The organism is Embleya sp. NPDC056575 (assembly GCF_042793325.1).
Lineage (GTDB): Bacteria > Actinomycetota > Actinomycetes > Streptomycetales > Streptomycetaceae > Embleya.
In genome coordinates this window covers 50,943-77,303 of sequence record NZ_JBHTVA010000040.1, presented here as the reverse complement: position 1 = coordinate 77,303, position 26,361 = coordinate 50,943, and the positions used below count along the sequence as shown (strand labels likewise).

Below are 26,361 nucleotides of genomic sequence, written 5' to 3'. Positions count from 1 at the left end.
CGACTACGCGGATCGGACGATCGTGTCGGCGACCCGCACGGCGATCTCGATGGCCCGTGTCGCGAGGGGGGAGTGGGTGCGGCCGGCCTGCCAGAGCAGGAAGATCTCGCGGGCCGGGAGCGCGGGTCGCAGTTCGTGCAGGCACAGCGTGTCGTCGGCGCGGACGTCGCCGCCGTGCACGACGAGCCGGGGGAGGATCGCCGAGCCCATGCCGGCGCGCACCATCGACAGCACACTTTCGTTGCCCGCGGTGCGGAAGACGATCCGCGGCCGGACGCCTCGGCGGGCGAGTTCCCGCTCCATCCGGGCCTGGTCGCAGATCGGCGGGTGCGCCACCATCGGCGCGCCGTCGAGGTGGGCCGGGAGTACCGGGCCGTCGGGGAAGGTGCCGCGGCGGGCCACGAGCACGTAGGGATCGTCGAGCAGTTTGAGGTGTTCGACATCGCCGTCGCCGCGGCCGTCGAAGAACATCAGGTCGAGGTCGCGCAGTTGCGGTGTGTCGGCCTCCTCCTCGAACAGCCTGATGTCGCAGCCGGGGTGCTCGTCCCGCAGCGTGCGGACGATCGGCGGCAGGATCACGTTGGACACGCTCTGGAACGTGCCGATGTCGACCCGGCCGTCGCCGGCCTTGAAGCGGTCCACGGCGGCCGTCATGGCCCGAGCCCGCGCGAGCAGTGCGCGGGCGTGTTCCAGGACCACCACGCCGAGCGGGGTCAGCCGCACCGCCTTCGGCCCGCCGGGCCGGTCGAACACGGCACCCCCGACAACCTTCTCCAGGGCCGCGATCTGCTGACTCACCGTCGACTGGGTGTATCCGAGCCGCACGGCCGCCCGCCCGAACGAGCCCTCGTCGGCGACGGCGGCCATCGCGGCGAGATGCCGCAACTCCATGTCACGCATGGGCCTCACCCTAGCCCGCGAACATCGTCAGAAACGATCGAGTCGATCGAAAACCATCGCTTTTCGCGATGGAATCCCCGGTCTAGCGTGGCCCGCATGAGCGATCACGACACCTCGCGGACCACCCACGACGACAAGCCGGCCGAGACCCCCGGCGCCGAATCGCACGTCGAGACCGGCGCGGACCGCGCCGCCCCCGCCGACCGGACGGCCCCCGCGGCCCCCGGGCGGCCGGCCGTGCCGGGGCCGCGTTCGGCGTTGTGGTTACCGCTGTTCGACGAGCTGGCCGAACCGGCGGTGGTCGCCCGCCTGGCCGCCGACGCCGAGGAGGCCGGCTGGCACGGCCTGTTCGTCTGGGACCACCTGAGTTGGCGGTCGCCGATCCGCGCCGTGGCCGACCCGTGGATCACGCTGACCGCGATCGCCGCCACTACCGACACCCTTCGGTTCGGCCCCATGGTCACCCCGCTCGCCCGCCGCCGGCCGACCAAGGTGGCCAGGGAGACCGCGACGCTCGACCGGCTCAGTGGCGGTCGCCTCACCCTCGGCGTCGGTCTCGGCAGCGACCGCTTCGCCGACGAACTGCGCGCCACCGGCGACGAGACCGACCCCGTACGGCGCGGGCGGATGCTCGACGAATCGCTGGAGATCCTCACCGCGGCGTGGTCCGGCGACCCGGTGCGGTACCACGGCCGGCACTACACCGTCGACGACATGACCTTCCTGCCCCGACCCGTGCAGCGGCCCGGTGTACCGGTATGGGCGGCCGGATTCCCCGGCAACGTCAAACCGCTGCGCCGCGCCGCCCGGTACGACGGCTTCTTCCCGATCAACCTCGACCACCCGGACCGTCTCGCCGACATCGTCGCCACCCTCACCGACCTTCGCCCGCCGAGCACGACCCCGTACGACATCGCCGTAGCCCTCCCGCCCGGCACCGACCCGACGCCCTACGTCGACGCGGGCGCCACATGGTGGCTGGCGGAGTTCGCCCCCGACACCGTGTCGGTGGACCAGGTGCGAGGCGTACTCCACGACGGCCCGATACGGCCCTGAGGTACCGCCTCCCACGTGCCGACGAACACATCGAAACCCGTCGAACACATCGAAACCCGTAACGGAAGAAGCCGGTGACAACCATGCCCGACCGAAACCGCCCCACCCGGGCGGCGCCCGACACCCGGCCGCCCGCCGACGAACATCCCACCGGAGACACCACCCTCTTCGACTACGACGCCGAGCTGCGCCCGCACAACGACCACCTCCGCGCCGCCGCCCGTATCGGTCCGCGCGACCGCGTCCTCGACATCGGCTGCGGCACGGGCCAAACCACCCGCGAGGCCGCCCGCGCCGCCGTTGCCGGCAGCGCGCTGGGCGTCGACGTCTGCGCCCGCATGCTCGACCGGGCCCGTCGGCTCGGCCACGCCCAGGGACTGACCAACATCACCTACGAACAGGCCGACGCCCAGACCCACCGCTTCCCTCCGGCACACTTCGACACCTGCATCAGCAGATTCGGCACCATGTTCTTCACCGACCCGGTCGCCGCGTTCACCAACATCGGCCGCGCCCTGCGCCCGGCCGCCCGCCTGGTACTGCTGGTCTGGCAGGACCGCGACCACAACGAATGGGCCACCGCCATCCGCCGAACCCTCCCCGACGCGACACCCGCGCCCACCCCGCCCACCGGCGGGCCGGACGCCTTCTCCCTCGCCGACCCAGCCGTCACCGAACGTATCCTGACGGCCGCGGGCTTCACCGACGTCACCTTCACGGACGTACACGAACCCGTCTACTACGGCCCCGACAGCGCCACCGCCTTCGAGGCCGTCCGCCGCCTGAAGGAATTCGACGACCGCCTCGCCGGCCTCGACCCCACCACCGCGGAGCGGGCGCGCACCCGCCTACGCGCCACCCTGGCCGCCCACGACACCGGCACCGGCGTGTACTTCGACTCCCACGCCTGGCTCGTCACCGCCCACCGCCCCTGACATCGCGCCGCGCCGACGGCCCATAGACTCGACGGCTGTGTCAGACACCCAGTACGAAGACCTGTTGCGCCTGGTGCTCGACTCCGGGACGGCCAAAGCCGACCGGACGGGCACCGGTACCCGAAGTGTGTTCGGGCACCAACTGCGCTACGACCTCTCGCGGGGATTCCCGCTGGTCACGACCAAGAAGGTGCACCTCAAGTCGATCGTGTACGAACTCCTGTGGTTCCTGCGCGGCGACTCGAACGTCGGCTGGCTCCGGGAGCACGGCGTCACCATCTGGGACGAATGGGCCGACGCGAACGGCGACCTCGGACCGGTCTACGGCGTCCAGTGGCGCACCTGGCCCACGCCGGACGGTCGGCACATCGACCAGATCGCCGAGGTGCTCGACACCCTGCGCCGGGACCCCGACTCCCGCCGGATGATCGTCTCCGCCTGGAACGTCGGCGAGCTGGCGAACATGGCCCTCGCGCCGTGCCACGCCTTCTTCCAGTTCCACGTCGCCGACGGCAGGCTCTCCTGCCAGCTGTACCAGCGCAGCGCGGACCTGTTCCTCGGCGTCCCGTTCAACATCGCGAGCTACGCCCTGCTCACCCACATGGTGGCGCAGCAGGTCGACCTCGAACCGGGCGAATTCATCTGGACCGGCGGCGACTGCCACATCTACGACAACCACGTCGAGCAGGTGACCGAGCAGCTCTCCCGCACCCCGTTCGAGTTCCCCACGCTGCGCCTGCGTCGAGCCGACTCCCTCTTCGACCACACCTACGCCGACGTGGAGGTGGTCGGCTACCGCCACCACCCGGCCATCAAGGCCCCTGTCGCGATCTGATTCCCGCGGCGGCGTCCACCGCCCCCGGCCCGGTGCGGGCTCGGATCGGGGACGCCGCGCCGCGACATAGCGCGGACCCCATCTCCCTTTCGGCATGGTTCACACGATGTCGGATGACGGAAACCTGAGGCGACTCGTGACTCGCCAGTGCCTCAGGACGGGAGTGGACGTGCCTGTGTTCAAGAGGAGAGGACGCATCGCAGCGATGGTCGCCGTCGCGGCGCTGTTGGTCTCCGGCACCGGGGCCGCCGACGGCGCCGAGGAATCGTACGGTCGTCCGGGCGACTGGCCGACCTGGCAGGGGGATCGCACCGGTTCCCGGCACAACGCGGCGGAGTGGCGGATCAACACGCACACCGCGGGCAGGTTGAACCCGAAGTGGGCGTTCGCCTATTCCAAGACCGGCTTCCCGGCGAAGAGCCAGCCCGCCGTGGTCGACGGTTCGATCTACTTCGGCAGTCCCGATGGGAAGTTCCATGCCCTGAACGCCAAGTCCGGTGCCACGGAGTGGAGTTTCGACCTGAACACGGTCGATCCGAACGGTGTGGTCATCGACGGCCCGACGGTCGCGCGGGGCAAGGTCTTCTTCGGCGACAACCGGGGCTTCCTGTACGCACTGGACCGCGGGACCGGGCGGGTCGCCTGGGCCGAGAACACCGAACCGCACGCGGCCGGAATGCACACCAGTTCACCCGTCTACCACAAGGGGCGCATCTACGTCGGCGCGTCCAGCGGCGAGAACATCAACCCCGATCGCAACTATCCGTGCTGCACCTTCCGGGGCCACATCGACGCCTTCGACGCGGACACCGGCGAACTCGTTTGGCGCCACTACACGGTGCCCGAACCCCAGGCGGTCGGCACCTGGCCCAGCGGGGCGACTCGCTTCGAGCCGTCCGGCGCGGGCGTGTGGAGTTCGCCGATCATCGATCCGCGTACCGACACCCTGTACGTCGGCACCGGCCAGCTCTACTCCGGCACCAGCGGCGACTTCGACTCGCTGCTCGCGCTCGACGCGCGCTCGGGCGCGGTGCGTTGGAAGCAGCAGGTGACCAAGGCCGACACCTGGCGACTGTTGTGCGGTTTCCCGGACAACGACGGGTACTGCCCGGGGCAACGGGACGGCACCGCACTGGACTTCGACATCGGCGCGACCCCGAACCTGTTCAAGGTCAAGGGGCGCACGATGGTCGGCGTCGGCCAGAAAAGCGGCGTCTACCACGCGTTCGACGCGCGCACCGGCGAGGTCGAGTGGCGCCGGCAGCTGTCCGTGCCGATGCCCGGCGGCGGACTCTCCGGGCTCCAGTGGGGGAGCAGCTACGACGGCAAGTCCCTGTACATGGCCACCTATCAGGCCAATCCCGGCACACTGTTCGCGTTGAACCCGGCCAACGGCGACGTGCGGTGGCAGACGCCCAATCCGGCCGACGGCTGCACCACGGGCGGCGCCGCGAAGTTCCCCACCGTGTGCCGGCTCGCGCATACCCCGGCCGTCAGCAGCACCCACGGACTGGTGTACGAGGGCAGCAACGACGGCAAGATGCGGATCTACGACGCGCGTGACGGCAAGGTGCTGTGGACCTTCGACACGATTCGCGACTTCGCCGGCGTCAACGGCCTCACCGGATTCGGCAGCGCGATCTCGGGCAACGGCGGCGCGGTGATCGCCGACGGCATGTTGTACGTCCAGTCCGGTTACTACCCCGGCTATCCGAGCGAGCACGGCACCGTGCTGCTCGCCTTCGGGCTGTGAGCCGCGCCATGCGGCGTCGACGCCTTCTCGGAGCGGCGCCGGTGTGCGCCCTGGCCGTCGTGTTGATCGCCACCACCACCGCGGCGACCGGGAAGCCGCAGGGGACCGATCCGGCGGCGGATACGACCGAGGTCACGGTCGGCGAAGGCACCAACCTCGCCGTGGCGGCCACCCCCGGAAACGGTCCGTTCGTCCTCGATCTCCAGGGGCAACTGTTCTCGCTGCCACGCGAGGGCGGCACCGCGACGCCGATCGCCGACAAGCTGCTCGACCCGTTCCGGCCCGCGATGTCGCCCGACGGCCGGCGTGTGGCGGTGCAGTCCTTCGCCGACGGCATGTTCCACATCCGGATCGTGGGGGTCGACGGCCACGGCTCGCGGCAACTCACCTTCGGCGACCACGACGACCTGCATCCCGCGTGGTCCCCGGACGGTACCCGGATCGCGTTCGTGTCCGACCGCGCCGGCGGGCAGGACATCTGGACCGTGGACGCGCACGGCGGCGAACCGCACCGGGTCACCACCGCGCCGACCCAGGAGACCCAACCCACGTGGTCGCCGGACGGTCGCGCCATCGCCTACGTCCAGGGCAACACGGTGGAGAGCGTCGACCTGGGAACCGGGACCGTACGCACCGTGGTCCCGGCAGCGGGCGCGTCGTTCGTCACCGCGCCGTCCTGGTCCCCGGACGGGCGCCGCATCGCGTTCGTGCGCAACGACCGATCCGGCGGCACATTGTCGGTCGCCGAGATCGAGACGGGCGCGATCCGCCGAGTGGGCGGGTACGACGACGTGTTCCCCTTCCCGGCCCAGTGGTTGTCCGCCGACGAGGTCGCCTACGGCGCCAACGGCCGGCTCGTGGTCTCGCACCTCGGCGCCGCGACGGACGGAGCCACGACCGTCGGCGCCGGGACCGACCGCACCGTGCCGTTCTCCGCGACCTTCCGGCTGAAACGGCCCCACTACCCGCCCAAGAAGCACGACTTCGACTCCCGCGCGCCGCGCACCGTGCGCGGCATCGTCGGCCCGGCGCTGTCCCCCGACGGCCGCTCGGTGGTGTTCAAGGCGCTCAACGACCTGTGGTTGCTGCCCATCGGCGGCCGGCCTCGACGGCTGACCCAGGACGCGTTCTACGAGGTCGACCCGGCCTGGTCGCGGGACGGGACCCGCATCGCCTACGCGTCCGACAAGGCCGGCACCGAGGACCTGTACGTACTCGACCTCGCCGACGGTCGGGAGAGCCGGGTCACCAGCCTGCCCGGCACCGAGTTCGCCCCCGCCTGGTCCCCCGACGGCCACACCCTGGCCTTCCAGGACGAGGTCTACCGCACCCTGACCGTGGACACGACCACCGGCACGGTCACCCCCGTGCTCGGCCCGGCCCTGCCGAACGTGCCCGGTCGCCCGAGCTGGTCGGCGGACGGCAGGACCCTGGCGCTCACCGTCAACGACGCCGAACACAACCGGATCATGCTCGCCGACGTCCCGTCGGGCGCCACCCGCATCGTCGACCCCGCCCCGCTCGGCTCGATCACCACCCGAGGCGACGACGGCCCGGTCTGGTCCCCGGACGGGCGCCGACTCGCCTTCACCATGGACGGCGCGATCCACGTGCTGCCCGTCGACCCGGCGGGCAATCCCACGGGTCCGGCCCGCCGCGTCACCCGGGACGGCGGCGACGCGCCCAGCTGGAGCGGCGACTCGCGAACGCTGCTGTACCTGCACAACGGCACACTGCGCACCACGACCCTGGACGCCGGCACCGCGGCCCCGGCGGATGCCGCCGACGCCGCGGGCGGTACCCGTGACATCCCCGTGCAACTCACGTACACCCGCGCCCAACCCGAAACCCGCATGGTGATCCATGCCGGCCGGCTCTGGGACGGCCGCAGTCCGCAGGTGCGTACCGACGTCGACATCGTGGTGGTGGGCAACCGGATCCGTGCCGTCGAACCCCATCGTGCGCATCGCCCCGGCAAGGACTGGCGGTTCGTCGACGCGAGCGCGCTCACCGTCACCCCCGGCCTCACCGACATGCACAACCATCAGGAGATGCGCTCGAAGTCCTTCGGCGACCGCCAGGGCCGGCTGCTGCTGTCGTACGGCATCACCACCACCCGCTCGACCGGCGACCCGGCCTACCGGGCGCTGGAGGACCGCGAGTCGCTGGACTCCGGCGCCCGGCTCGGACCGAGGTTCTTCGCGACCGGCGAGATGCTCGAAGGCACCCGATTCAACTGGGAGTTCGCCCGCCCGGTGCGCGACGAACGGCAGCTCGACCTGGAACTGTCCCGGGTGCGGGCGCTCGACTACGACCTGGTCAAGACCTACGAAAGGTTCCGGGTGGACTGGCAGGCCCGGGTCACCGGGCAGGCGCATCGCCTGGGCATCCCGACCACCTCGCACTACCTCTACCCCGCCGTCGGCATCGGCGTCGACATGAAGGAGCACCTGGCCGCACCGTCCAAGTGGGGGTTCGCCTTCGCCCGCGAATCCTCCCTCGGCAACGTCTACGAGGACGTCGTCAAGCTGGAGGCGGCCGGTGGGATGCCGGTCAGCTCCACGCTGTTCAGCTCCGGTTCGCTGCTCGCCGACGACCCGGGCATCGAGCAGGACCCGCGAGTGCGGGCGCTGTACCCCGAGCAGGAGCGCCGGGCGTTGCACGCCAAGGTGTTGTGCGCGCTGGGCCAAGGACCGTGCGGGTTCCTGGACGGGACACCGGAGCAGGCGCGCCGCGACGTCGGTGTGGCCAAGCGGCTGATCGCGGCCGGCGGCACCGTACTTGCCGGTACCGACGCGCCGCTCGACTCCACCGCCGTCGCGCTGCATCTGAACCTGCGGGCCATGGTCGCGTACGGCATGACCCCGTTCCAGGCGCTGCAGAGCGCGACCCTGCTGCCCGCACAACAGCTCGGCGTGGCCGACGACCTGGGCAGCGTGGAACCGGGCAAGCTCGCCGATCTCGCGATCACCGGAGGTGACCCGTCCCACGACATCGCCGCCTTGGCGGACATCCGCATGGTGGTGAAGAACGGCGAAGCGCACACCCCCGAGGACCTGATCCGCCCCTTCGCGGATCCGGCCCGCCCGTGATCCACCGCAGTCTCGACGGTCAGGCGTGCCGGATGGCGAACAGGTCGAGATGCCCGCAGTTCGGGCAGCGGAAGGCATCGATCTGCCAACGCACCTTGCCTATGCGCTTCGCTCCTCCGAATGCTCCCCGTTCGACGAAGCCCGAGATCCATCGGGCGAATCCGGTCGCGTGTGGACCGGAGTCCTCGATGAATCCGGGCTCCGGCCCGACGTGTCCGCAGTACGTGCAGCGCATGTCCTCCATCGCCCGATCATGGCATGACGCACGAACCTGCCGTTGCGGTAGGCGTGTTCGTGTGATCGATCCGGCGCCGGGAACCGTGCGTCAGTCCCCGGGACGGCGGCGGAACAGGGGGAGCGCCGCGGCGAACGCGGCGGCGGCGCACAGGGCCGCCGCCGCGAACGCCGTCGCGATGCCGTGCGTCAGGACGTGTTCGGGGCCGCCGTCCGAGGACGCGCCGCGGGTCGCGGCGCCGAACACCGTCACCCACACGGCGAGGCCGAGTGTGCCGCCGATCCACTGCATGGTCTGCAGCAGACCCGACGCGGCCCCGGACTCGCGCGGGTCGACGCCGGACATCCCGTAGGTGTTCATCGTCGGCATCGCCGCGCCGATCCCGATGCCGATCGCCAGTAGCGGCCCCAGGACACCGCCGACATAGGTGGCGTGCTCGTCGAGTCGCCCGAGCCACGCCAAGCCCGCGGCGACCAGTGCCAATCCGAGCACGGCGGGCCACGCCGTGCCGACTCGGCGCCCCAGTGCGGGGGACAGGCGCGCGACGGTGAACTGGGCGACCATCAGCGGCAGGAAGGCCAGGCCCGCCCGGACCGGACCGAAGCCGCGCACGTCCTGGAAGTACTGCGCCAGCAGGAACAACACGCTGAACATCGCCGCTCCCGCCGCCGTGATCGTGGGCAGTACGCGCGCGAGCGTGCCACGGGTGGCCAGACGCAGCGGGGTGAGCGGTTCGGCCGCACGCTTCTCGACGCACGCGAACACGATCAACAACACGGCGGCGGCGATCAGCGACCCGATCGTGCGGGCGTCGCGCCACTCGTGCGCGGCGGCGCGGATGAACGCGTAGACCAGGGCGCCCATTCCGGCCGTCGCGGTCAGCGCGCCCGCGACGTCGAACCGTCGTGGCCGATCGGTCCGGGCCCGCGCGGGCTCGGTGACCAACCGCGCCGCGAGCGCGATCATCAGCGCGCCCAGGGGCACATTGATCAGGAACACCCAGCGCCACGAGGCGAGGTCGGTGATCACGCCGCCCAGGACGAGCCCGACGGAGGCGCCGCCGCCCAGGACGGCGGAGTACCAGGAGATGGCCCGGGCGCGAGCATGGCCGTCGAACGTGCTGACGATCAGGGCCATCGTGCTGGGGCCCGCGAGCGCGCCGCCGAGGCCCTGGAGGACACGCGCGGTGATCAGCCACCAGGCCCACGGGGCGCAGCCGGCGAGTAGAGAGGCGCCGGTGAACACGGTCGCGCCGGCGAGGAAGGCGCGTTTGCGACCGAACACGTCGCCGAGCCGTCCGGCGAGCAGCAGGGAGCCGCCGAAGGCCAGGGTGTAGGCGTTGAGGACCCACGACACGGACGTGCGCGACATGTCGAGGGCGTCGCCCATGCGCGGGAGCGCGAGGTTGACCACCGTGACGTCGATGCCGATCAGCAGCATGAATCCGGTGATGACGGCCAGTACGAGCCCGGGTCGTGGCGCGGGCGGCGCGGATTCGCGGGATGGTCGCCCGGTGGCGGACGCGGTGGCGGACGTGGACATGGTGAATCCCCCGGAGTGTGGTCGCGGACGCGGGCATGGCGATGGGCACGGCATGCCGATGCGCGGGCGTGGGGTGACGGCGCGCACGAGCGGGCAACGCCGCATTAGAGACGTTGACGTCTCTAGTGACAGGACGAGATTAGGAGACTCTTTGGTCTCTTACAAGTCTTCGGCGATAATCGGTGCACGACTTGAGAGAGGTGAGCCGCCTTGGCCTCCGCCCCCGACCGCCCGGGTACCCACGAGCCGACCGGCCACCACGCGCCACCCGTGCGGCGGCGTGGTCGGGCGCTCGAACAGGCCATTTACCAGGCGGTGTTCGACCAGCTTCTCGAGGTCGGCTACGCGGGCCTGACCATGGACGGCGTGGCGGCGGCGGCCGGGACCGGCAAGGCGCCGCTGTATCGCCGCTGGTCGGACAAGCAGGCGCTGCTGTCCGACGCCCTCCGCGACCGGCTCCCGAACGCCGACGACGTGGAGATCGTCGGGGACCTGCGCCGCGACCTGCTGGCGGTGCTGCGGTTCATGTTCGGCGCCTGTACGGTGACCGGCGATCCGGCGCTGCAACTGGCCAAGGCGGAGGCCGACGCCACCCACGACGTGGTCCGCGCGCGGGTGTCCGCACCGGCCCGACACATGATGCTCGACGTGCTCCGGGCCGGCGAGGCCCGCGGCGAGGTGCGGCCGGGCGCGGCGACCCCGCTGATCGCCCGGGTCGGCATCGCGGCCGTGGTGTACCAGAACCTCACGGACCGGGACGGCCTCGACGACGCGTTCATCGAACAGGTCGTCGACGAGGTTCTTCTTCCGCTGGTTCGCAACCCCGACGGCCCGGCGCCGGGGTAGGACCGGCGGGGGCCGCCGAGAGCGGGGCGCCTCCGGCGTGGGCCGGCCGCCCTTCGGGCACGGCAACGGGTACGGACGTCCCGGGGGACGTCCGTACCCGTGCGGTGCCGAATCGTTGTGGGTTCGTTCGGCGGTGTCAGGTCGGGGTCAGGGCTTGCTCACCCCCAGGGTGTAGCCGCCCGAGCCGCTGTAGGCGAGCACGATGTAGCGGTAGCGGCCGGCGGTTCCGTTGTAGGAGATCGTCTCGTCCGCCTCCGGAGTGGTGCCTTCGGCCACCGTGTTCCAGGTGGAGCCGTTCCACTTTTGGAGGGTGAGGTCGAAGTCGGCGCCGGCCGGTCCGGTCAGGCAGCCGGCGTGCGTGCCGGACGTGGTGGTCTCGTAGTACGAGTTGTCGGGCTGGGTTGCCTGGGCACCCGACGCGAGGGTGCCGGAGTAGGTGTTCTGCGCCCCGGCGCAGCCCGTCGGCGGGTTGCCGCCGCCCGTGGTCAGGGTCAGACCGTAGGTCTGGAGGATTTCGTTGACCGGCTGGTGATAGGTCTCGCCGCCGGACGAGCAGTTGCCGGACCCGCCCGAGGTGACGCCCTGGGCCTGGCTGCCGGAGATGAACGAGCCGCCGGAGTCGCCCGGTTCGGCGCATACGTTGGTGCGGGTGAGGCCGGTGACGGTGCCCTGCGGGTAGGTCACGGACGTGTTGTGCTGTTGGATCGTGCCACAGTGCCAACCGGTCGTGGAGCCGGAGCGGCAGATGGAGGATCCGGCCGGCGACTGGGTGGACCCGGCCACCGGCACCGTGCCGGGATAGCGGTTGACCAGCGCGCGCGGGGTCCAGTTGGCGTTCGTGGCCACCCACGCGTAGTCGTTGCCGGGGAAGGACGATCCTTGGAACGTACCCTGGGCCGCGCCGTTGCCGGTGGTCGTGGAGCCGGCCCGGCCGCAGTGTCCGGCGGTGACGAAGCCGCCCTGGGTGCCGCGGGTGATCGGGAATCCGATGGAGCAGCGGGTGTTGCCGTTGATGTTGTACGCGTCGCCGCCGCGCAGGTCGGCCAGCACGCGCGGCTGTACGGCGGAGGGCAGGATCTCGACCGCGCCGGCGTCGACTCCGCTGTCCACGACGAACGCGCGGGTGCGGGCGGGGTCGTGGGACTGGATCACGACCTTGTTGGTCGCGACGTCGACGTACCACAGCGGTGTGTCGGCAGGGGCCCGACGCCGTGCGGAGCGGTCGAGTGCCTCGCGGACCCGATCGAGGTCGGCGAGCGAGTGTGGAACCACCCGAGCGGCGGCGCCGTTGGCCTCGATGGCCCGCACGTCGTGTCGGTCGGTGGTGGCGATCACGAACTGCGCGGTGTCGCCGCTGAGCCAGGCTCCGGCCCAGTGCGCGCCGAGGCGTTGGCGCAGGAGCGGTTCCCGGACGGCGGCCCGATATTCGTTCGCCAGGCGGGATTTGGCGACATCCGCGGTGAGACCGAGGTCGCGTTGGAGGGCTTCGAGGATGCCTTCGGGGGCGGCGGGGGCGGGCCCGACGGGGACGACGAGGGCGTCGTCGCCGGAGGAGGGGGGAGTGGGGTCGGCGGTTGCGGTTGCGGTGCCGCCGAGGGACAGGACAGTGAGCAGGGCGGCACAGGACGCGGCCGCGACATGCTTGAGACGCATGGGGACTCCTGTCGAGGGGGACGACAGAAACGTATCTGCGAGCGATGTGACGAGGTACCTGTCAATCGACCCCCAACACGGTGATATGGACGGGCTGTCGCGCTGATGGGCCGTGGTCAGTTCGCCGTTCCGTAGCCCTCGTGGTCGGTGAGCCAGTCGGCATAGTCCGGGGCCTCGCGGACCGCCGCCGCGTGGGCGGCGCGGGCCTGTTCGGTCACCAGGGACGCGGTGCGCGCGGCGGGGGCGTGCGGATGCCAGCCGATCAGGTGCCGCCACGAGAGCGGCGTGCCGGCCAGCGCCACCCGGGTGATGCCCGGCGTCGGCGGCATCGTCGCCCGACACAGGCCGACGGCGCGGCCGACCCGGCTGAGGTACACGCACGCGGCCACGTCCGTCTCGTAGACCGCCCGCGGGGTGAAGCCCGCTCGCGCGCACGCGGTGAAGAAGCAGTCCTCGAAGCACCCTTCGCCGGGAACGGCGGCCCAGCTGTCGTCGGCGAACGCGGCGAGATCCACCTCCCGCTCGCCGGCGAGCCGGTGGTCGTGCGCGAGCATCAGGAAGACCGGGTCCGTGCCCACCTCGCGCCACGCCAGTCCACCGCCGTACGCCGGGCGGCTCTCGCCGCACGCGCCGAGCAGTACGTAGTCCAGTCGCCCGGTTGCCACCATGGCGGTCAACTCCCGGTTGGACCACGACATGTGTGTGGTCACGGTGTCGGCGTGATGTTCCTCGGCGAGCCGGTCGACCAGACCGCCGAACAGCGGTCCGTGCGTGCCGCCGAGGCGAAATCTGGGTGTCACCCCCACCCGATTGGCGAACCGTACGGCCTCCTCCTGGAGTTCCCGGGCAGCGGGTAACAACATTCGGGCCCGGTCCAGCACCAGTTCGCCGAGCGGAGTCAACGTGACCCCTTCGCGACCGCGCTCGAACAGCGCGCCGCCCAAAGCCTTTTCGATCCGTTTGAGTTGCGTACTCAGTGCCGGCTGAGCCAGGCCCAGCACGGCGGACGCGCGGGTCAGACTGCCCGCATCCGCGATGGCCCGAATGGTGCGCAGATGGCGTAGTTCCATGTCCATGCCCGGCAAGGTACGGCCGACCGGCGACGGCGAACAAGATGCCGCCCGGTCGACCGCGCCCCGGTTACCAACCGCGTTTGCAGGCTTCGATGTTCGTGCGCAGGGTCGCGCCGATCGGGGTCAGCGTCTCGGGAACGAAGTCGGCCGCCGCGGGGGCGGGAGCGCCGAGCAGCTCCCACGGGGCGGTCGCATCGAACGTGTCGGCGGGTGCGAAGGCGCCCCTGGCGGCCGTCACCCACGCCTTGTGGGCCATCGGCGCCTGCGCGCCCAGGAGCAGGTCGATCACGAACAGGCCCTCGGTACAGGTGATTTGGGGAGCGACGTGGTGCTTCCAGTGGTAGGGCGGGTGCATGCCGCCGCTGGGCGCCACCACCCAGCGTTTGCACAGGTGCAGCCTGGCCCAGTCCGGGTGGGTGTTCTCGAACCATTCGCAGACGGCGTGCGCGAGGAATTCACAACCGTCGTGCGTCGCGCTCCGCGGGACGATCAGCGCGTCCGTGAGTTCGCGCCACACCGCGGTCAGTTCGGCGAGGCTCGGTGCCGGGGTCGCGGGTGCCGCGAGCCCCGCCGCCTTCGCGTCGCACAGCACGATCACGTCGGGGACGAGGGCGGCCCGGGAACGGAGCCAGGTCCGCACCTGGCCGATGCACATGGTGCTTTTGGCCAGGTGCAGGTCGTTGCCGAGTACGAGCGCGGCTTGACGGAACGTCAGGAGAGGGGTGTCGGGGGTCATTCCGCCGAAGTCCTCCATCCGGTCCTCGATGGCCTCCGCGAGCTGACCCGGCGTCATGTGGGCGATCGCCGTCGGGTCCGCTTCCGTGAACCGCACATCGGGGAGGGGCGAGGAGCCCTTCTTCGGTTCGGCCACCGGAGCCGGGGTGCGCGGTTTGGGCTTGGTCGAGGTTTCCGCCTTGGCCCGTTCGGCCTGGAGTTGCGTTTGCCGCCGCTTTTCCTCCTCGGCCTCGGCGCGCCTTTGCTCCACCTCTTGCGCGAGGAGGAAGTTGGCGGGCCTGGTGAAGCGGTGGGGCTGAGGCTGCGGTGTGGGGCCCGGGACGGGTTGGACCGCCGGTTGGGCCGTGGGATGAGGCGGGGGCGCCTGTACGTCCGCCTCCGGTGTGTCCGCCGCGGGTGCGGGAACCGTGGTGTGTGCGTCGGTTCGGGCGCGCTTGGTGTCGTCGTCCGGGCCTCGCTCGCCCTGCGGGGCTTCGACACCCTGACTGCTCGGATTCTTCAGTTCGCGTTCGCGCTTCATGGATCATCCCCCCGGAAATCCGTCCACCCTGGGCCCCAAGCGTAGCGACCGACATCTCGGCCGACCCGGAAACCGCGATTCCGCTCGGCCGTGTTCGGATCGGCCCGGTCCGACGACGGATGGCCGGATGGCCGGATCCAGGTGCATGCGAGGTACTTTCCAATGGTGCGTCCTTCGCGCATCCCCTCGATCGTCCTGCGCCGACGTGGGGTCGGAACTTCCGTGCATGGGAGCGGAGTTACCGGGTAGCCGAGGAGTGCACACCCGCGCTTCCGGTTACGCGAAGACAGGACACCCATGTCGACTCCCTTGATTCTCGGGCGCCGCGCGGAACTTCCCACCGAGCAGCATCGGTCGCGGTTGCCCGAACACCACTACGACCCGATCGCATGCGTCAATGTCGTCGCCGACGGCAGACTCCTCATCCACGCCGCGGCCCCCCGCCTGATCGCCGAGTACACCCGAACCCAGGAGCCCTCCGGCCTCAAGCAGGACGACTGAGCCGAACCCCACGCCCCGCCACACCCGCGCGCCGGAGCTGGATCCGGACGGGGGCGGCGGGGCGTGTCACCGTGCGGTGGTGCGTCCGTGCGCGGTCAGGTGAGGGTGATCAGGTCGAGGTAGGTGTCGCTCCACAGGTCCTCGTCCGCGTCGGGGAGCAGCAGGACGCGGTCGGGGCGCAGGGCGTCGATGGCGGACGGGTCGTGGGTGACCATCACGATCGCGCCCGGGTAGGTGCCGATCGCGGCCAGGACCTCGGTGCGGGACGCGGGGTCGAGGTTGTTGGTGGGTTCGTCGAGGAGCAGGACGTTGGCGCCGGAGTGGACCAGTCCGGCCAGGGCCAGGCGGGTCTTCTCCCCGCCTGAGAGGACTCCGGCGGGCTTGTCGGCGTCGTCTCCGGGAAACAGGAACGCGCCCAGTACGTGCCGCACTTCGCCGTCGGTCAGGTGCGGGGCCGCGGCGGCGAGGTTGGCCCGGACCGTGCGGGTGGTGTCGAGGGTGTCGTGTTCCTGGGCGAAGTAGCCGAGGCGCAGGCCGTGTCCGGGTACCACCCGGCCGGAGTCCGGTTGTTCGTGGCCGGCCAGGATGCGCAGCAGCGTGGTCTTGCCCGCGCCGTTGGGGCCGAGGATCACCAGGCGGCTGCCGCGGTCGACGGCCAGATCCACGCCGTTCAGGACCCGATGTTCGCCGTAGGACTTGGTGAGGTTGACGGCGCCGAGCGGTATGCGGCCGCACGGGGTGGGTTCGGGCAGCCGGATGTGCGCGGTCTTGTCCGTCGACCGGGTGGGTTCCAGTTCGGTGAGCATCCGGTCGGCGCGGCGCGCCATGCTCCTGGCGGTGACGGCGGTGGCCGCGCGCGCCTTCATCCGGTCCGCCTGGGCGTGCAGGGACGCGGCCTTGCGCTCGGTGTTCGACCGTTCCCGGGCGCGACGGCGCCGGTCCGCGTCGCGCTGGGTCAGGTGGGTCGCCCAGTCGGTGTTGTGGATGTCGATGGTCGCGCGCTGCGGGTCGAGGTGGAAGACGCGGTTGACCACGGCGGCCAGGAGGTCGGTGTCGTGACTGATGATCACCAGGCCGCCCCGTCGCTCCCGCAGGAAGGTGCGCAGCCAGGCGATCGAATCGGTGTCGAGGTGATTGGTCGGCTCGTCCAGGACGAGGGTGCCCTCGGCTCCCGCGAACAGGATGCGGGCCAGTTCGACGCGGCGGCGCTGTCCGCCGGAGAGCGTGCCGATCGGCTCGCCCAGTATGCGTTCGGGCAGGCCGAGCCCTGCCGCCACCCGGGCGGCCTCGGCCTCGGCGGCGTAGCCCCCACCGGCCTGGAAGGCGGCCTCGGCGCGGTCGTAGGCGCGCATCGCCCGCTCCAGCGCGGCCGGCCCGTCGGCCTCGGCCATCGCGACCTCGGCCCCGCGCAGGGTGCGCAGTGCCCGATCGAGGCCGCGGGCGGACAGGATTCGGTCGGAGACGCCGACGCCGGGATCGGCGGTGCGGGAGTCCTGTGCGAGGAAGCCGACCGGGCCGGTGTGCTTGATCGTCCCGGCGGCGGGGCGTGAGCGGCCGGCGAGGGCGGTCGCGAGGGTGGTCTTGCCCGCGCCGTTGCGGCCGATCAAGCCGATGCGGTCGCCGGGGGAGACGGTGAAGGAGATGTCGGAGAGCAGCAGGCGGGCGCCCGCGCGCAGCTCGACACCGCGAACGGTGATCATGAAGTAACGCTCCGAAAAAGCAAAAGGACACACTTCTGACGCGGAAGTGAGTCCTTCGCTAGGAAATTCGGGGCGTAGACATGTCAGCACTGTAGCCGACGCCGTGGGACTGCCCCAGCCATTAACCCGAAGGCTCGGGCAGACACCTCACCGCCGTGGACGTTCGTCTCAACCCGCCTGCACCGAGGGATGCGCCGCCGTCGGGCCCATCGGTGTCGTGATCGGCGCGGATCGGTCGTACTCCGTGGCCGGGTACACCTGCGTCGCGCTCGCCGACGTCGCGCCGATGAGGATGAGCAGGGGAGTGGCGGCCAGGGTGAGCGCGAAGGCGATGCGGGGTGACTTCACGAGTGATCGACCCTTTCGAGATGACGAACCGGGCGGGTGGCCGCGATTTTGATGCGTCAACAGTGCCGGCCTCCGCCATGGCGGCGTAACCCGCGAAAGTTGGTGATGGTGATCCGAAGGGTGTCGGGTCCCTACGCGGCTGAGCCCCGGCCCGGTAGGGGGTCGATGTCGGTTGCGTGCATGGGGTTGCCGCAGTGGCCGCAACGTAGTTCGACGGTGCTGATTTCGCCGCACGTGTGGTGGCGGTACAGCACCGGTGGGCCCGCCTCGCCCGCGAGCCATTTGTCGCCCCAGCCGGTCATGACCATGAGCAGGTCGACCAACTCGGTGCCCTTCTCGGTCAGAACGTATTCGTAGCGCGGTCGCCGGTCGTAGGGGCGCCGCTCCAGTACACCGTGTTCGACCAGGTGGTTCAGCCGCTCCGTCAGGACCTTGCGGGAGATCCCGAGGTCGGCCTGAAGCTGCTCGAAGCGGGTGAGCCCGACCCATACGTCGCGCAGCACCAGCGGCGACCAGGGCTCGCCGATGACATCGAGGGTTCGGGCGATCGAGCACGCCATTTTGCTGAAGTCCGTCCGCTGCATGTGAGCAGTCTAGCAATCGGGGTTCCCTGAAGGAACTTGGGCTGCTACGGTTTCAACGTCTCTTGAAGGAACTCCAGAGAAGGATGCCGAGGATGAGCAAGGTCATCAGCAGCCACGCGGTGTCGGTCGACGGCTACATCACCGGTCGCGAGCCCGGCCCGGGGCGCGGCCTCGGTGCCGGGACGATGCTCTTCGACTGGTACTTCGACGGCGACACGCCCAGCCGGGTGTTCGACGGCTTCCGGCAGAGCGAGCCGAGCGCGCGGGTCTTCGACGCCCTCGCCGGCCGGATCGGCGCGGTCGTGGCCGGGCGCAACACCTACGAGGACTCCGATCACTTCGGCGGCGGCAGCCCCCACCCGACGGCCCGGCTGTTCGTCCTCAGCCACCGCCCGGCGCCGGAGATCACCGAGCGGCAGACCCTGATCACCTCCGGAATCGCCGACGCGATCGCCGCGGCCCGCGAGGCCGCCGGCGACAAGGACGTCGCGCTCATGGGCGGCGGGGTCCTGGCCGAGGGCTTGTCGGCGGGGCTCGTCGACGAGGTGATCCTCCATCAGGTGCCGGTCCTGCTCGGCGAAGGCCGCCCGTTCTTCCGGGAGTTGCCCGAACACGTGCGCCTGCGCCTGGTCGACGCCGTCCCGGCGCCCGGCGTCACGCACCTCCACTACGCGGTGGAACGGTGACCCCCGCCGCCGACCACGAGCACGAACACGAGAAGCCCCACCGGAAACGACCCGAGGAGATCAACGCCATGCTCGACCCCGAAGTGCGCCGCGTACTCGACGGAACCCCGATCGCCCACCTCGCCACCGTCCTCCCGGACGGCGCGCCGCACTCGGTCCCCGTGTGGATCGGTACGCACGGCGACCGCATCGTGATTTTGACCGGCCCGGACAGCCGCAAGGCCCGAAACCTGCGCCGCGACCCCCGAGTCGCGCTGTCCCTGACGCCGGAGGACGACCCGTTCCGGCCGATCGCCATCCGCGGCCGGGTCGTCGAATGGCTCGACGGCGACGCGGGCTGGGCGGTGGTCGACCGCGTGGCCGCCAAGTACATCGGCCGGTCGTACTCGCGAGACCAACAGCGCGTCGTCGCGATCATCGAGGCGGAGCGGCAGGCGGTAGGGATGTCGTGACGGCAACGGCGGCGGCGGGGAGGGCCGTTCGGGGTCGGCGGCCCGTCGTCGGCTCAGTCCCGGCCGCCGCGCTCCTCGTACGGGCTGTGCATCGTGAGGTAGCGGATCTCCAAGTCCTGCTCCAGATAGTCCATCCGGCGCTCCCGGAAATCCTGGAGATGGGGCAGGGCCAAGTGGGCGTCCAGATCCTCTCGGCTGCGCCAGGCCTCGTAGAAGACGAACACGCCCGGTGCGTCGAGGTCTTCGTGGAAGTGGTACTCCAGGCAACCGGGCTCGCGCCGGGTCGGCTCGACGAACGACAGCAGCAGTCGGCGCAATTCCTCCGCGCGCTCCGGTTTGGGCCTGGCGGTACCGACCAGGGTGAATGGTTGACCCATGGGGTCCCCTTCTCGAAGGTAGGACGTTCCTCGTACCTTGGAGACGTTAGCGATCATAAAGATACGATGCAAATCGTACCTTGAAAGAGGTGCGGGCGCCTGCGCTACGGCTCCGTGGGCAGGTGGATCAGTCCCGCGTCGGTGCCGCGGAAACCGCAGGCGTCGAAGTAGAAGCGCCGCAACTCCGGTTCGAAATCGACGTGCAACCACTCGCAGCCCGCCGCGCGCGCCTGCTCGGCCGCGAGGCGGACGACGGCCGTTCCGATGCCGCGATGCTGGTACGAGCCCCGCGTCTTGGTGTCGATCAGGAACGCGTGGTCCTCGCCATCCCATGCCACGTTCACGAAGCCGACCAGGAGTCCCGCGCCGTCGCGGGCGCTCACCCAGCCGAGGCTGTGCGGCTCGATCCGGCTCCACCAGCCCGCAACGGCGTTGCCGCCGTGTGATCGGACGAGGTCGACCATCTCGTCGTCGGTGATCGGATCGCGCCAGGCGTAGGAGATCGTTTCGCTCATCCCGACAGCATCACCGATCCCGGCTTTCCCGCAACCGCTTTCGATCCCGGCCCATACCGGTGGTCGAGCGACCGGATGGGAGGTCGTCGAGGGCCGGCCCGGGCGGCTCGTCGGTCGTTGTCGCGACCGTGAGCATCGTGTGGTGCCCGGGCCGGCCCGGTCGGGAGGGGTCAGACGCAGGTGAGCCTCGGTGCCGCCCAGTCGGCGTGGTCGTGGTCGACGCCGTTGCCGCCGTCGGTGACGGCGAGGGTCAGTGTTCGGCCTCCGGTCAGGTCGGCGGTGAGCGTTTTGGCACCGTCCGACGTGGTCATCACCCCGCTGTCCGCGACCTTCGTCTCGTCCCGGTAGATCCGGAAGGCGACCGCCCCGGTCGAGGTGCTTTCGTCGTCGACGCCGACGTCCACGGTCAGGCCGGTGCAGCGGGCGCCGAGGTGGTAGGTGACGGTGCCGACGGCGTGTGCGCCGAGGCCCTTGGCGTAGACGGTGCCGTTGATGGTCAGCGCCCTGCCGTCGCCGGCCGCCCGTTCGCCGTTGCTGCGGTCCTTCTCCACCGGCCCCCAGCCGTTGAGCATGCCCGTCCAGGGGATGTCGGACAGGTGGGAGGTGCCGGCGGGCGGAAGTGGGGCCGGGCCGGGGGTGATTCGGTAGACGACCGTGCCGTGGGAGGGTACGGAGGCGCCGAACGTGCCGGTGGTGTTCGTGGAAGCGACCTTGGTCCACAGGTCCTTCAGCCGGTACGGCCCGCGGTTGGCGATGCCCAGCGCGTCCGCGGTGGTGGAGATCGTGGCGGTGCTCCCCGTCTCGTTGGTCAGCGAGACGGCCCGGTCGCCGTTGGCCAACTCCTTGACCATGACCACCAGGCCGGAGTCGTTCGCGACCACGGTGCCCTGCCTGCCCAGGGGGTCCTGGTCGACGGCGATCACGTCGGCATCGGAGAGGATCGAGAGCGTCTCCGCGCTCGCCTTGCGCAGATCGGTCCCGATCAGCAGGGGCGCGGACATCATCGACCAGAGCGTGAAGTGGGTGCGGTACTCGGTCGCGGTCATGCCGCCGTTGCCGACTTCCAGCATGTCCGGGTCGTTCCAGTGACCGGGGCCGGCGTACGGGGCAAGCGGCTGGTTGCGGTGGGCGATGCCGATCATCGAGGACCAGTTGTCCGAGATGTCGCCCGTCGTGCGCCACAGGTGGGCGATCGGGGCGGCCCACTCCCAGACCTTGTTCTGGCCCCAGTCGCAGATGGAGTAGACGATGGGCCGGCCGGTGGCGCGCAGGGCGTCGGCCATGTCGGTGTAGCGCTTTCTCGCGTCCACGCCCTGGTTGTTGCAGTTGTCGTACTTGAGGTAGTCGACGCCGAAGGAGGCGAACAGGTTCGCGTCCTGGCGCTCGTGGTCGAGGCCGCCGGGGAATCCGGCGGTGTTGCAGGTCTTGGTCCCGGCACTGCTGTAGATGCCGAACTTGAGGCCCTTGCCGTGTACGTAGTCGGCGACGGCCTTGATGCCGTGCGGGAAGCGCACCGGATCGGCGACCAGGTTGCCCGCCGCGTCCCGGGCGGGCAGGGCCCAGCAGTCGTCGAGGTTGACGTACTGGTAGCCGGCGGCCTTGAGTCCCTTGGACACGAACAGGTCGGCGATGCCCTTGACCATCGCCTCGTCGAACTCGGCCCGGCAGTGGGTCGAGTTCCAGTTGTTGAATCCCATCGGGGGGACGACGGCCCGGCCGTCGGGCGCGGCGGCGGCCGACGGGGCGGCGGCGACGGATACGCCGGCCAGTGCGGCCGTGCCCATCATCGGGGCCAGCAGGGGCAGTGCGGTGAGGGTGGCCGCGAGGCGGCGGATGAGGGTGGTTCGTACCTTGTGCACGGACGGCTCCAGTGCTCGGGGATTCGAGAGAGCGCAGGTGCGGAATGGTGCGTTGGTACGTGCGGATTCGTGCAATCGGTGCGGTCGTGCGGTCGAGTGGTCGAGTGGCCGGGCCGAGTGCGCCGAGCGAACGGCGCAACCACCGGGCTCCGCCGGGAAGTTCCTACGTCGGCAGTCCCACCGCCCGTTCCCCGTTGCGGCGTTGTTGGATGACGACGGCGACGACCAGGAGGGCTCCCTGCGCGACGTTTTGCCAGAACGAGTTGACGCCGACGACGTTGAGGCCGTTCTCCAGCGCGCCGAGGAGGAAGACGGCCAGGAGCGTGCCGCCGACGCCGCCCTTGCCACCCTTGAGGGCGCAACCGCCCAGTGCGGCCGCCGTGATGGCCTTGAGCTCCAGGCCCTCACTGCCGGAGGTGGGCTGGCCGGATCCGGTGCGCGCGGTCAGGATGACGCCGGCGATCGCCGCGACGACGCCGACGAGGGCGTACACGGACACCAGATACTTGTTGATGTTGATGCCCGCGAGGCGCGCGGCGGTGTCGTTGCCGCCGATCGCGTAGATGTTGCGGCCGATGTCGGTGTACTTGAGCAGGACGTGCACGGCGACGGCGACCACCGCCAACGTCCAGATCTGGACGGACAGTCCGAGGATCTTGCCGCGTGCGACGAAGATGAAGAAGTCGTCGCCGAGCACGTAGCCCTGGGCCCGGCCGCCCGCGAGGAGTTGGGCGACACCCTTGTACGCGGCGAGGGTGGCGAGGGTGGCGATGACGGGGTTGACCCGGCCGTACACGATGACGATCCCGTTGACCACACCCGCCGCGATGCCGACCCCGATCGCGGCGAGGACGCCCAGGGCGGCGTTGCCGTCGGTGGAGGTGAAGGCCATGGCGCTGACGACGGAGGCGATGCCGGCCTGCGAGCCGACGGAGATGTCGAGCGCGCCGCAGATGATGACCACGGTCTGGACCACGGCGAGCAGACCGGTGACCGCGACCGTGTCGCCGATGACGGTCATGTTGGCCCGGGTGAGGTAGCCGTCGTCGAGCCAGGCGAATGTGCCGACGACGACGATGAGCGCGCCGATGAGGCTGGTGTTCTGCGCGCCGACGGCGCCGGCGACCCGGCGGGGCAGCGCGCGGGCATGGGCGCCGCCGGCGGATGTGGCGGGCATCGGTGGCGGCGCGTCGGTCGTGGTGGTCATGTCGGGTTCCCCTGGGTCGGTTCGGCGAGGTCGAATGCCATGGCGAGGGCGAGAACGGCCTCCTCGTCGGCGTCGGCGCGGTCGAGTTCGCCGGTGATCCTGCCGTTCTGCATCACGACGACGCGGTCCGCGAGGCCGAGTACCTCGGGCAGTTCGGAGGAGATGACGAGGATGGCGACGCCGGCTGCGGCCAACTCGTCGATCAGGCGGTAGATTTCGGCCTTGGCGCCGATGTCGATGCCGCGTGTGGGCTCGTCCAGGATCAGGATCTCGGGCCGGCGGGCGAGCCAGCGGGCGAGTACGACCTTTTGTTGGTTGCCGCCGGACAGTTTGCGCACCTCGTGGTCGAGGGACGGGGTGCGTATTTCGAGGCGGTCGACGAACTCCCGGGCGAGGCGCCGTTCGCGGCGCGCGCCGACGAAGCGGAAGCGGCGCAGTCGGTCGAGGACCGCGACGCCGATGTTGTAGCGAACCGAGCCGGTCAGGAACAACGCCTGCGCCTTGCGCTCCTCCGGCGCGTAGCCGATGCCCGCGCGCACCGCGTCGCGGGGCATGCGCAGGCGCAGCGGCCGGCCGTCGACGCGTACCTCGCCGGAGCGGATCGGCACGTCGCCGACCAGTGCGGCGGCGAGTTCGGATCGACCGGCGCCGACCAGCCCGGCCAGGGCGACGACTTCGCCCTCGCGGACGTGGAGGTCTATGTGCGAGACGTCGTCGGTACCGACGTCGCGGACCTCCAGGACGACCCGGTCGCGTGCGCTGCGGTTGCGGGCGAACAGCGCCGACAGGTCGCGTCCGACCATCAGGCGTACCACCTCGCCCTCGTCGGTGCGTTCGGCGTCGCGGATACCGGCCAACTCGCCGTCGCGCAGGACCGCGACGCGGTCGGCGAGGCGGAAGATCTCCTGCATGCGGTGCGAGACGTAGACGATGGCCAACCCCTGGTCGCGCAGGCGCCGAATGAGGCCGAAGAGCGTTTCCACCTCGTGTTCGGACAGCGACGAGGTCGGCTCGTCGAAGGCCAGCACGGCGGCCTCGGTGGTGAGGGCGCGCAGGATCTCGACGAGTTGGCGCTGCGCGGGCGAGAGCCGCGAGCCGAGGGTTTCGGGGGCGATGGCGTGGGCGAATCCCAGGCGTTCCAGGTCGGAGCGCATACGCCGGTACAGCGTGCCGCGGTCGAGGAGGCGGCCCGGTTTGCGGGGCAGCGCGCCGATGTAGACGTTCTCCGCGACGCTGACGTGCGGAACGATCTCGGGTTCCTGGGGGATGACGCGGATGCCGTGCCGGCGGGCGTCGGCGGGGCTGTGCAGGACACGGGGGATGCCGGCGACGAGGACCCGGCCGCGGCCGGGTCGATGGTCGCCGTTGATGATCTTGATGAGGGTGGACTTGCCGGCGCCGTTCTCCCCCATGAGCGCGGTGACGGTGCCGCGGGGGAAGTCCAGCGTGATGCCGCGCAGGGCGTGGACTCCGGCGAAGTCCTTGTGGATGTCCTCGACGGCGAGCGCTGGGCCCGGGAGGTCGGGGGATGGGTTCTTCGTCATGGGTGGACCTCGAGGGCGTCTCGGGAGGTCGCGGCGGCCCGGAGGGCGCCGGGTCGCCGCGACCCGGTCAGGGGCGACGACGGGCGGGTCGGCGCGGTCGCACGTCGGGCCCGCTCACGTGCACTTGAGGCCGGATTGTTGCCAGTCGGCGGGGTCGACCATCTTCGTCGTCGCGAACGCCTCGGCGGGGAAGGGTTTTCCGTTCCTGAGGCGATCGACCATCGTCTGTACGGCGAGGCCGCCGACCTCGTAGCCGTTGATGAACAGCGCGGCCTTCATCCCGCTCGGCTTGCCGGAACCCCAGTCCTTGCACGCCAGATAGCCACCCAGTCCCACGCCGATCACGTCGGCGGCGCCGTAGCCGCCGTTCTGGAGCGCGGTGACCGCGCCGGTGACGTTCTCGTCGTTGCAGCCCCACACGATCCAGTGCTTCACCGAGCGGTTGCCGCTCATCGTGGCGGCCGTCTTGTTCTGCGCGTCGGGCGGGGTGTTGTCGGTGCCGACCTTGAGCACCTTGACGTCCGCGCCGGTCGCCTGCCTGAAGGCTTCGCGGGCGGCGTCGACCCGGTCGGTGCACACGGTCACGTCCTGTTTCCAGGCGGCGATGATCGCGGTGTCGGCGGGATTCCAGCCCGACTTCTTGAATTCGTCGGCGGCGCGCCCGCCCACCTGGGTGCCCATCTGGGGGCCGCTGAAGCCCACGCGCGGGACGAGTTTGTCCTTGGCGCACTTGGTCGGGTCGGGGCCGGTGAGGCAGATCTGGTCGTCGGACGCGAGCAGGGGTGCGCCGCCCTTGCCGGCGATGTCGACGACCTGCGGTCCCACGGCGGGGTCGGGCACGACGATCACGACGCCGTTGTATTTCTGGGCGATTGCCGCCTGGACCTCGCTGACGGCCTTGTTGGTGTCGTTGCCGAGGTTGACGACCTTGAGATCGACGCCGAGTTCCTTGGCCTTGGCACGGGCGCCGTCCGCTTCGTCGACGAAGTACTGTTGGTCGCCCTGCTTTTGCAGGTAAGCGATCTTGATCGTGCCGGATAACGAAGCCGGCGGGCCCGAAGGAGAGCCGGAGCCGGCGTCGTCGTCCTTGCCGGACGAACATGCGGTGAGCGTCGCGGCGAATGCGAACGCCGCCACCATCGCGGCCGCCCGCCGGGTGCGTCTGCGGTGCGTCATGATCAGCCCCTGTGAAGGTCGGCGGCCTGCGAGGACCGCGGGGGAGTGCCGTGACCTGCGGAAGAGCGGGATGTGCTGGTAATGGAAACGTCGATCTTGAAATCGAACACGGTATGCGCCGTATTCACTCGTAACGCGACTCACATATCTAGCAGTTCAAACATTAACCAACAAGCCCCGATTTGGTAAAACTCCTGCTGCGAGCCCTCCTCACGTGCGGGAATGGCCGTGTGCACG

The 26,361-nt window shown here is 70.6% G+C and carries 24 protein-coding genes; 9 read left to right on the top strand and 15 right to left on the bottom strand.

What is annotated here, in order from left to right; genetic code table 11:
- Positions 1–3: 3 nt before the first annotated feature.
- Positions 4–900 carry a LysR family transcriptional regulator gene (locus tag ACFRCG_RS28995; RefSeq protein WP_380036797.1) on the bottom strand — a complete coding sequence of 299 codons (897 nt, stop codon included), beginning with the start codon at positions 898–900 and terminating at the stop codon, positions 4–6.
- 96 nt (positions 901–996) lie between these two features.
- Between ACFRCG_RS28995 and ACFRCG_RS28990 the strand changes: the two genes are divergently transcribed.
- The 5 genes from ACFRCG_RS28990 to ACFRCG_RS28970 all read left to right on the top strand — a co-directional run bounded on the left by ACFRCG_RS28990 (position 997) and on the right by ACFRCG_RS28970 (position 8,571).
- A complete protein-coding gene (locus ACFRCG_RS28990) occupies positions 997–1,956 on the top strand; it encodes an LLM class flavin-dependent oxidoreductase (protein WP_380036795.1) in 960 nt (319 codons plus the stop codon).
- 83 nt (positions 1,957–2,039) lie between these two features.
- Entirely contained in the window at positions 2,040–2,891 is an 852-nt protein-coding gene (locus tag ACFRCG_RS28985; RefSeq protein WP_380036793.1) for a class I SAM-dependent methyltransferase, read from the top strand.
- Positions 2,892–2,928: 37 nt separating this feature from the next.
- Entirely contained in the window at positions 2,929–3,726 is a 798-nt protein-coding gene (locus tag ACFRCG_RS28980; protein ID WP_380036791.1) for a thymidylate synthase, read from the top strand.
- 169 nt (positions 3,727–3,895) lie between these two features.
- The gene (locus ACFRCG_RS28975) at positions 3,896–5,479 is read left to right on the top strand and encodes a PQQ-binding-like beta-propeller repeat protein (RefSeq protein ID WP_380036789.1); all 1,584 of its coding nucleotides are present in this window, start codon (positions 3,896–3,898) and stop codon (positions 5,477–5,479) included.
- A complete protein-coding gene (locus ACFRCG_RS28970; protein ID WP_380036787.1) occupies positions 5,476–8,571 on the top strand; it encodes an amidohydrolase family protein in 3,096 nt (1,031 codons plus the stop codon). The genes ACFRCG_RS28975 and ACFRCG_RS28970 overlap by 4 nt, the downstream gene beginning before the upstream one ends.
- Positions 8,572–8,590: 19 nt before the next feature.
- Here the strand turns inward: ACFRCG_RS28970 and ACFRCG_RS28965 are convergent, their stop codons facing one another.
- Both ACFRCG_RS28965 and ACFRCG_RS28960 read right to left on the bottom strand, forming a co-directional pair.
- The gene (locus ACFRCG_RS28965) at positions 8,591–8,815 is read right to left on the bottom strand and encodes a hypothetical protein (RefSeq protein ID WP_380002215.1); all 225 of its coding nucleotides are present in this window, start codon (positions 8,813–8,815) and stop codon (positions 8,591–8,593) included.
- A gap of 81 nt (positions 8,816–8,896) precedes the next feature.
- Positions 8,897–10,348, bottom strand: coding sequence for an MFS transporter (locus tag ACFRCG_RS28960; RefSeq protein WP_380036785.1), 1,452 nt, complete (start codon positions 10,346–10,348; stop codon positions 8,897–8,899).
- 210 nt (positions 10,349–10,558) lie between these two features.
- Between ACFRCG_RS28960 and ACFRCG_RS28955 the strand changes: the two genes are divergently transcribed.
- A complete protein-coding gene (locus tag ACFRCG_RS28955) occupies positions 10,559–11,194 on the top strand; it encodes a TetR/AcrR family transcriptional regulator (RefSeq protein WP_380036783.1) in 636 nt (211 codons plus the stop codon).
- Between the two features lie 147 nt (positions 11,195–11,341).
- Here the strand turns inward: ACFRCG_RS28955 and ACFRCG_RS28950 are convergent, their stop codons facing one another.
- The 3 genes from ACFRCG_RS28950 to ACFRCG_RS28940 all read right to left on the bottom strand — a co-directional run bounded on the left by ACFRCG_RS28950 (position 11,342) and on the right by ACFRCG_RS28940 (position 15,175).
- Positions 11,342–12,847 carry a S1 family peptidase gene (locus ACFRCG_RS28950; RefSeq protein ID WP_380036781.1) on the bottom strand — a complete coding sequence of 502 codons (1,506 nt, stop codon included), beginning with the start codon at positions 12,845–12,847 and terminating at the stop codon, positions 11,342–11,344.
- 116 nt (positions 12,848–12,963) lie between these two features.
- Complete coding sequence (locus tag ACFRCG_RS28945) at positions 12,964–13,923, bottom strand: LysR family transcriptional regulator (protein WP_380036779.1); 960 nt, start codon at positions 13,921–13,923, stop codon at positions 12,964–12,966.
- A gap of 64 nt (positions 13,924–13,987) precedes the next feature.
- Positions 13,988–15,175: a protein-glutamine glutaminase family protein gene (locus ACFRCG_RS28940; protein WP_380036777.1), complete on the bottom strand. Its 1,188-nt coding sequence runs from the start codon at positions 15,173–15,175 to the stop codon at positions 13,988–13,990.
- Between the two features lie 297 nt (positions 15,176–15,472).
- On the opposite strand from ACFRCG_RS28940, the gene ACFRCG_RS28935 reads away from it, so the two are divergent.
- Entirely contained in the window at positions 15,473–15,676 is a 204-nt protein-coding gene (locus ACFRCG_RS28935; protein ID WP_380036775.1) for a hypothetical protein, read from the top strand.
- Positions 15,677–15,771: 95 nt separating this feature from the next.
- Here ACFRCG_RS28935 and ACFRCG_RS28930 read toward each other — a convergent pair whose 3' ends face one another.
- The 3 genes from ACFRCG_RS28930 to ACFRCG_RS28920 form a co-directional block, all read right to left on the bottom strand.
- Positions 15,772–17,376 (bottom strand): ABC-F family ATP-binding cassette domain-containing protein, encoded by a 1,605-nt coding sequence (locus ACFRCG_RS28930; protein ID WP_380036773.1) that lies wholly within the window; start codon positions 17,374–17,376, stop codon positions 15,772–15,774.
- Between the two features lie 168 nt (positions 17,377–17,544).
- Entirely contained in the window at positions 17,545–17,724 is a 180-nt protein-coding gene (locus tag ACFRCG_RS28925) for a hypothetical protein (RefSeq protein WP_380036771.1), read from the bottom strand.
- Positions 17,725–17,855: 131 nt separating this feature from the next.
- Positions 17,856–18,308 carry a winged helix-turn-helix transcriptional regulator gene (locus tag ACFRCG_RS28920; protein ID WP_380036769.1) on the bottom strand — a complete coding sequence of 151 codons (453 nt, stop codon included), beginning with the start codon at positions 18,306–18,308 and terminating at the stop codon, positions 17,856–17,858.
- Positions 18,309–18,400: 92 nt separating this feature from the next.
- Here ACFRCG_RS28920 and ACFRCG_RS28915 point away from each other — a divergent pair, with 92 nt between their 5' ends.
- Together ACFRCG_RS28915 and ACFRCG_RS28910 are read left to right on the top strand one after the other, a co-directional pair.
- Entirely contained in the window at positions 18,401–18,994 is a 594-nt protein-coding gene (locus ACFRCG_RS28915) for a dihydrofolate reductase family protein (protein WP_380036767.1), read from the top strand.
- A complete protein-coding gene (locus tag ACFRCG_RS28910; protein WP_380036765.1) occupies positions 18,991–19,446 on the top strand; it encodes a PPOX class F420-dependent oxidoreductase in 456 nt (151 codons plus the stop codon). Before ACFRCG_RS28915 ends, ACFRCG_RS28910 begins: the two co-directional genes overlap by 4 nt.
- A gap of 53 nt (positions 19,447–19,499) precedes the next feature.
- Here the strand turns inward: ACFRCG_RS28910 and ACFRCG_RS28905 are convergent, their stop codons facing one another.
- The 6 genes from ACFRCG_RS28905 to ACFRCG_RS28880 form a co-directional block, all read right to left on the bottom strand.
- Positions 19,500–19,823: a putative quinol monooxygenase gene (locus ACFRCG_RS28905; protein WP_380036763.1), complete on the bottom strand. Its 324-nt coding sequence runs from the start codon at positions 19,821–19,823 to the stop codon at positions 19,500–19,502.
- 104 nt (positions 19,824–19,927) lie between these two features.
- Entirely contained in the window at positions 19,928–20,338 is a 411-nt protein-coding gene (locus tag ACFRCG_RS28900; RefSeq protein ID WP_380036761.1) for a GNAT family N-acetyltransferase, read from the bottom strand.
- Positions 20,339–20,508: 170 nt separating this feature from the next.
- A complete protein-coding gene (locus ACFRCG_RS28895) occupies positions 20,509–22,125 on the bottom strand; it encodes an NPCBM/NEW2 domain-containing protein (protein ID WP_380036845.1) in 1,617 nt (538 codons plus the stop codon).
- A gap of 235 nt (positions 22,126–22,360) precedes the next feature.
- Positions 22,361–23,404 carry an ABC transporter permease gene (locus ACFRCG_RS28890; RefSeq protein ID WP_380036759.1) on the bottom strand — a complete coding sequence of 348 codons (1,044 nt, stop codon included), beginning with the start codon at positions 23,402–23,404 and terminating at the stop codon, positions 22,361–22,363.
- Positions 23,401–24,948: a sugar ABC transporter ATP-binding protein gene (locus ACFRCG_RS28885; protein WP_380036757.1), complete on the bottom strand. Its 1,548-nt coding sequence runs from the start codon at positions 24,946–24,948 to the stop codon at positions 23,401–23,403. Before ACFRCG_RS28885 ends, ACFRCG_RS28890 begins: the two co-directional genes overlap by 4 nt.
- A 114-nt stretch (positions 24,949–25,062) precedes the next feature.
- Positions 25,063–26,124 (bottom strand): substrate-binding domain-containing protein, encoded by a 1,062-nt coding sequence (locus ACFRCG_RS28880; RefSeq protein ID WP_380036755.1) that lies wholly within the window; start codon positions 26,122–26,124, stop codon positions 25,063–25,065.
- Positions 26,125–26,361 lie beyond the last annotated feature (237 nt).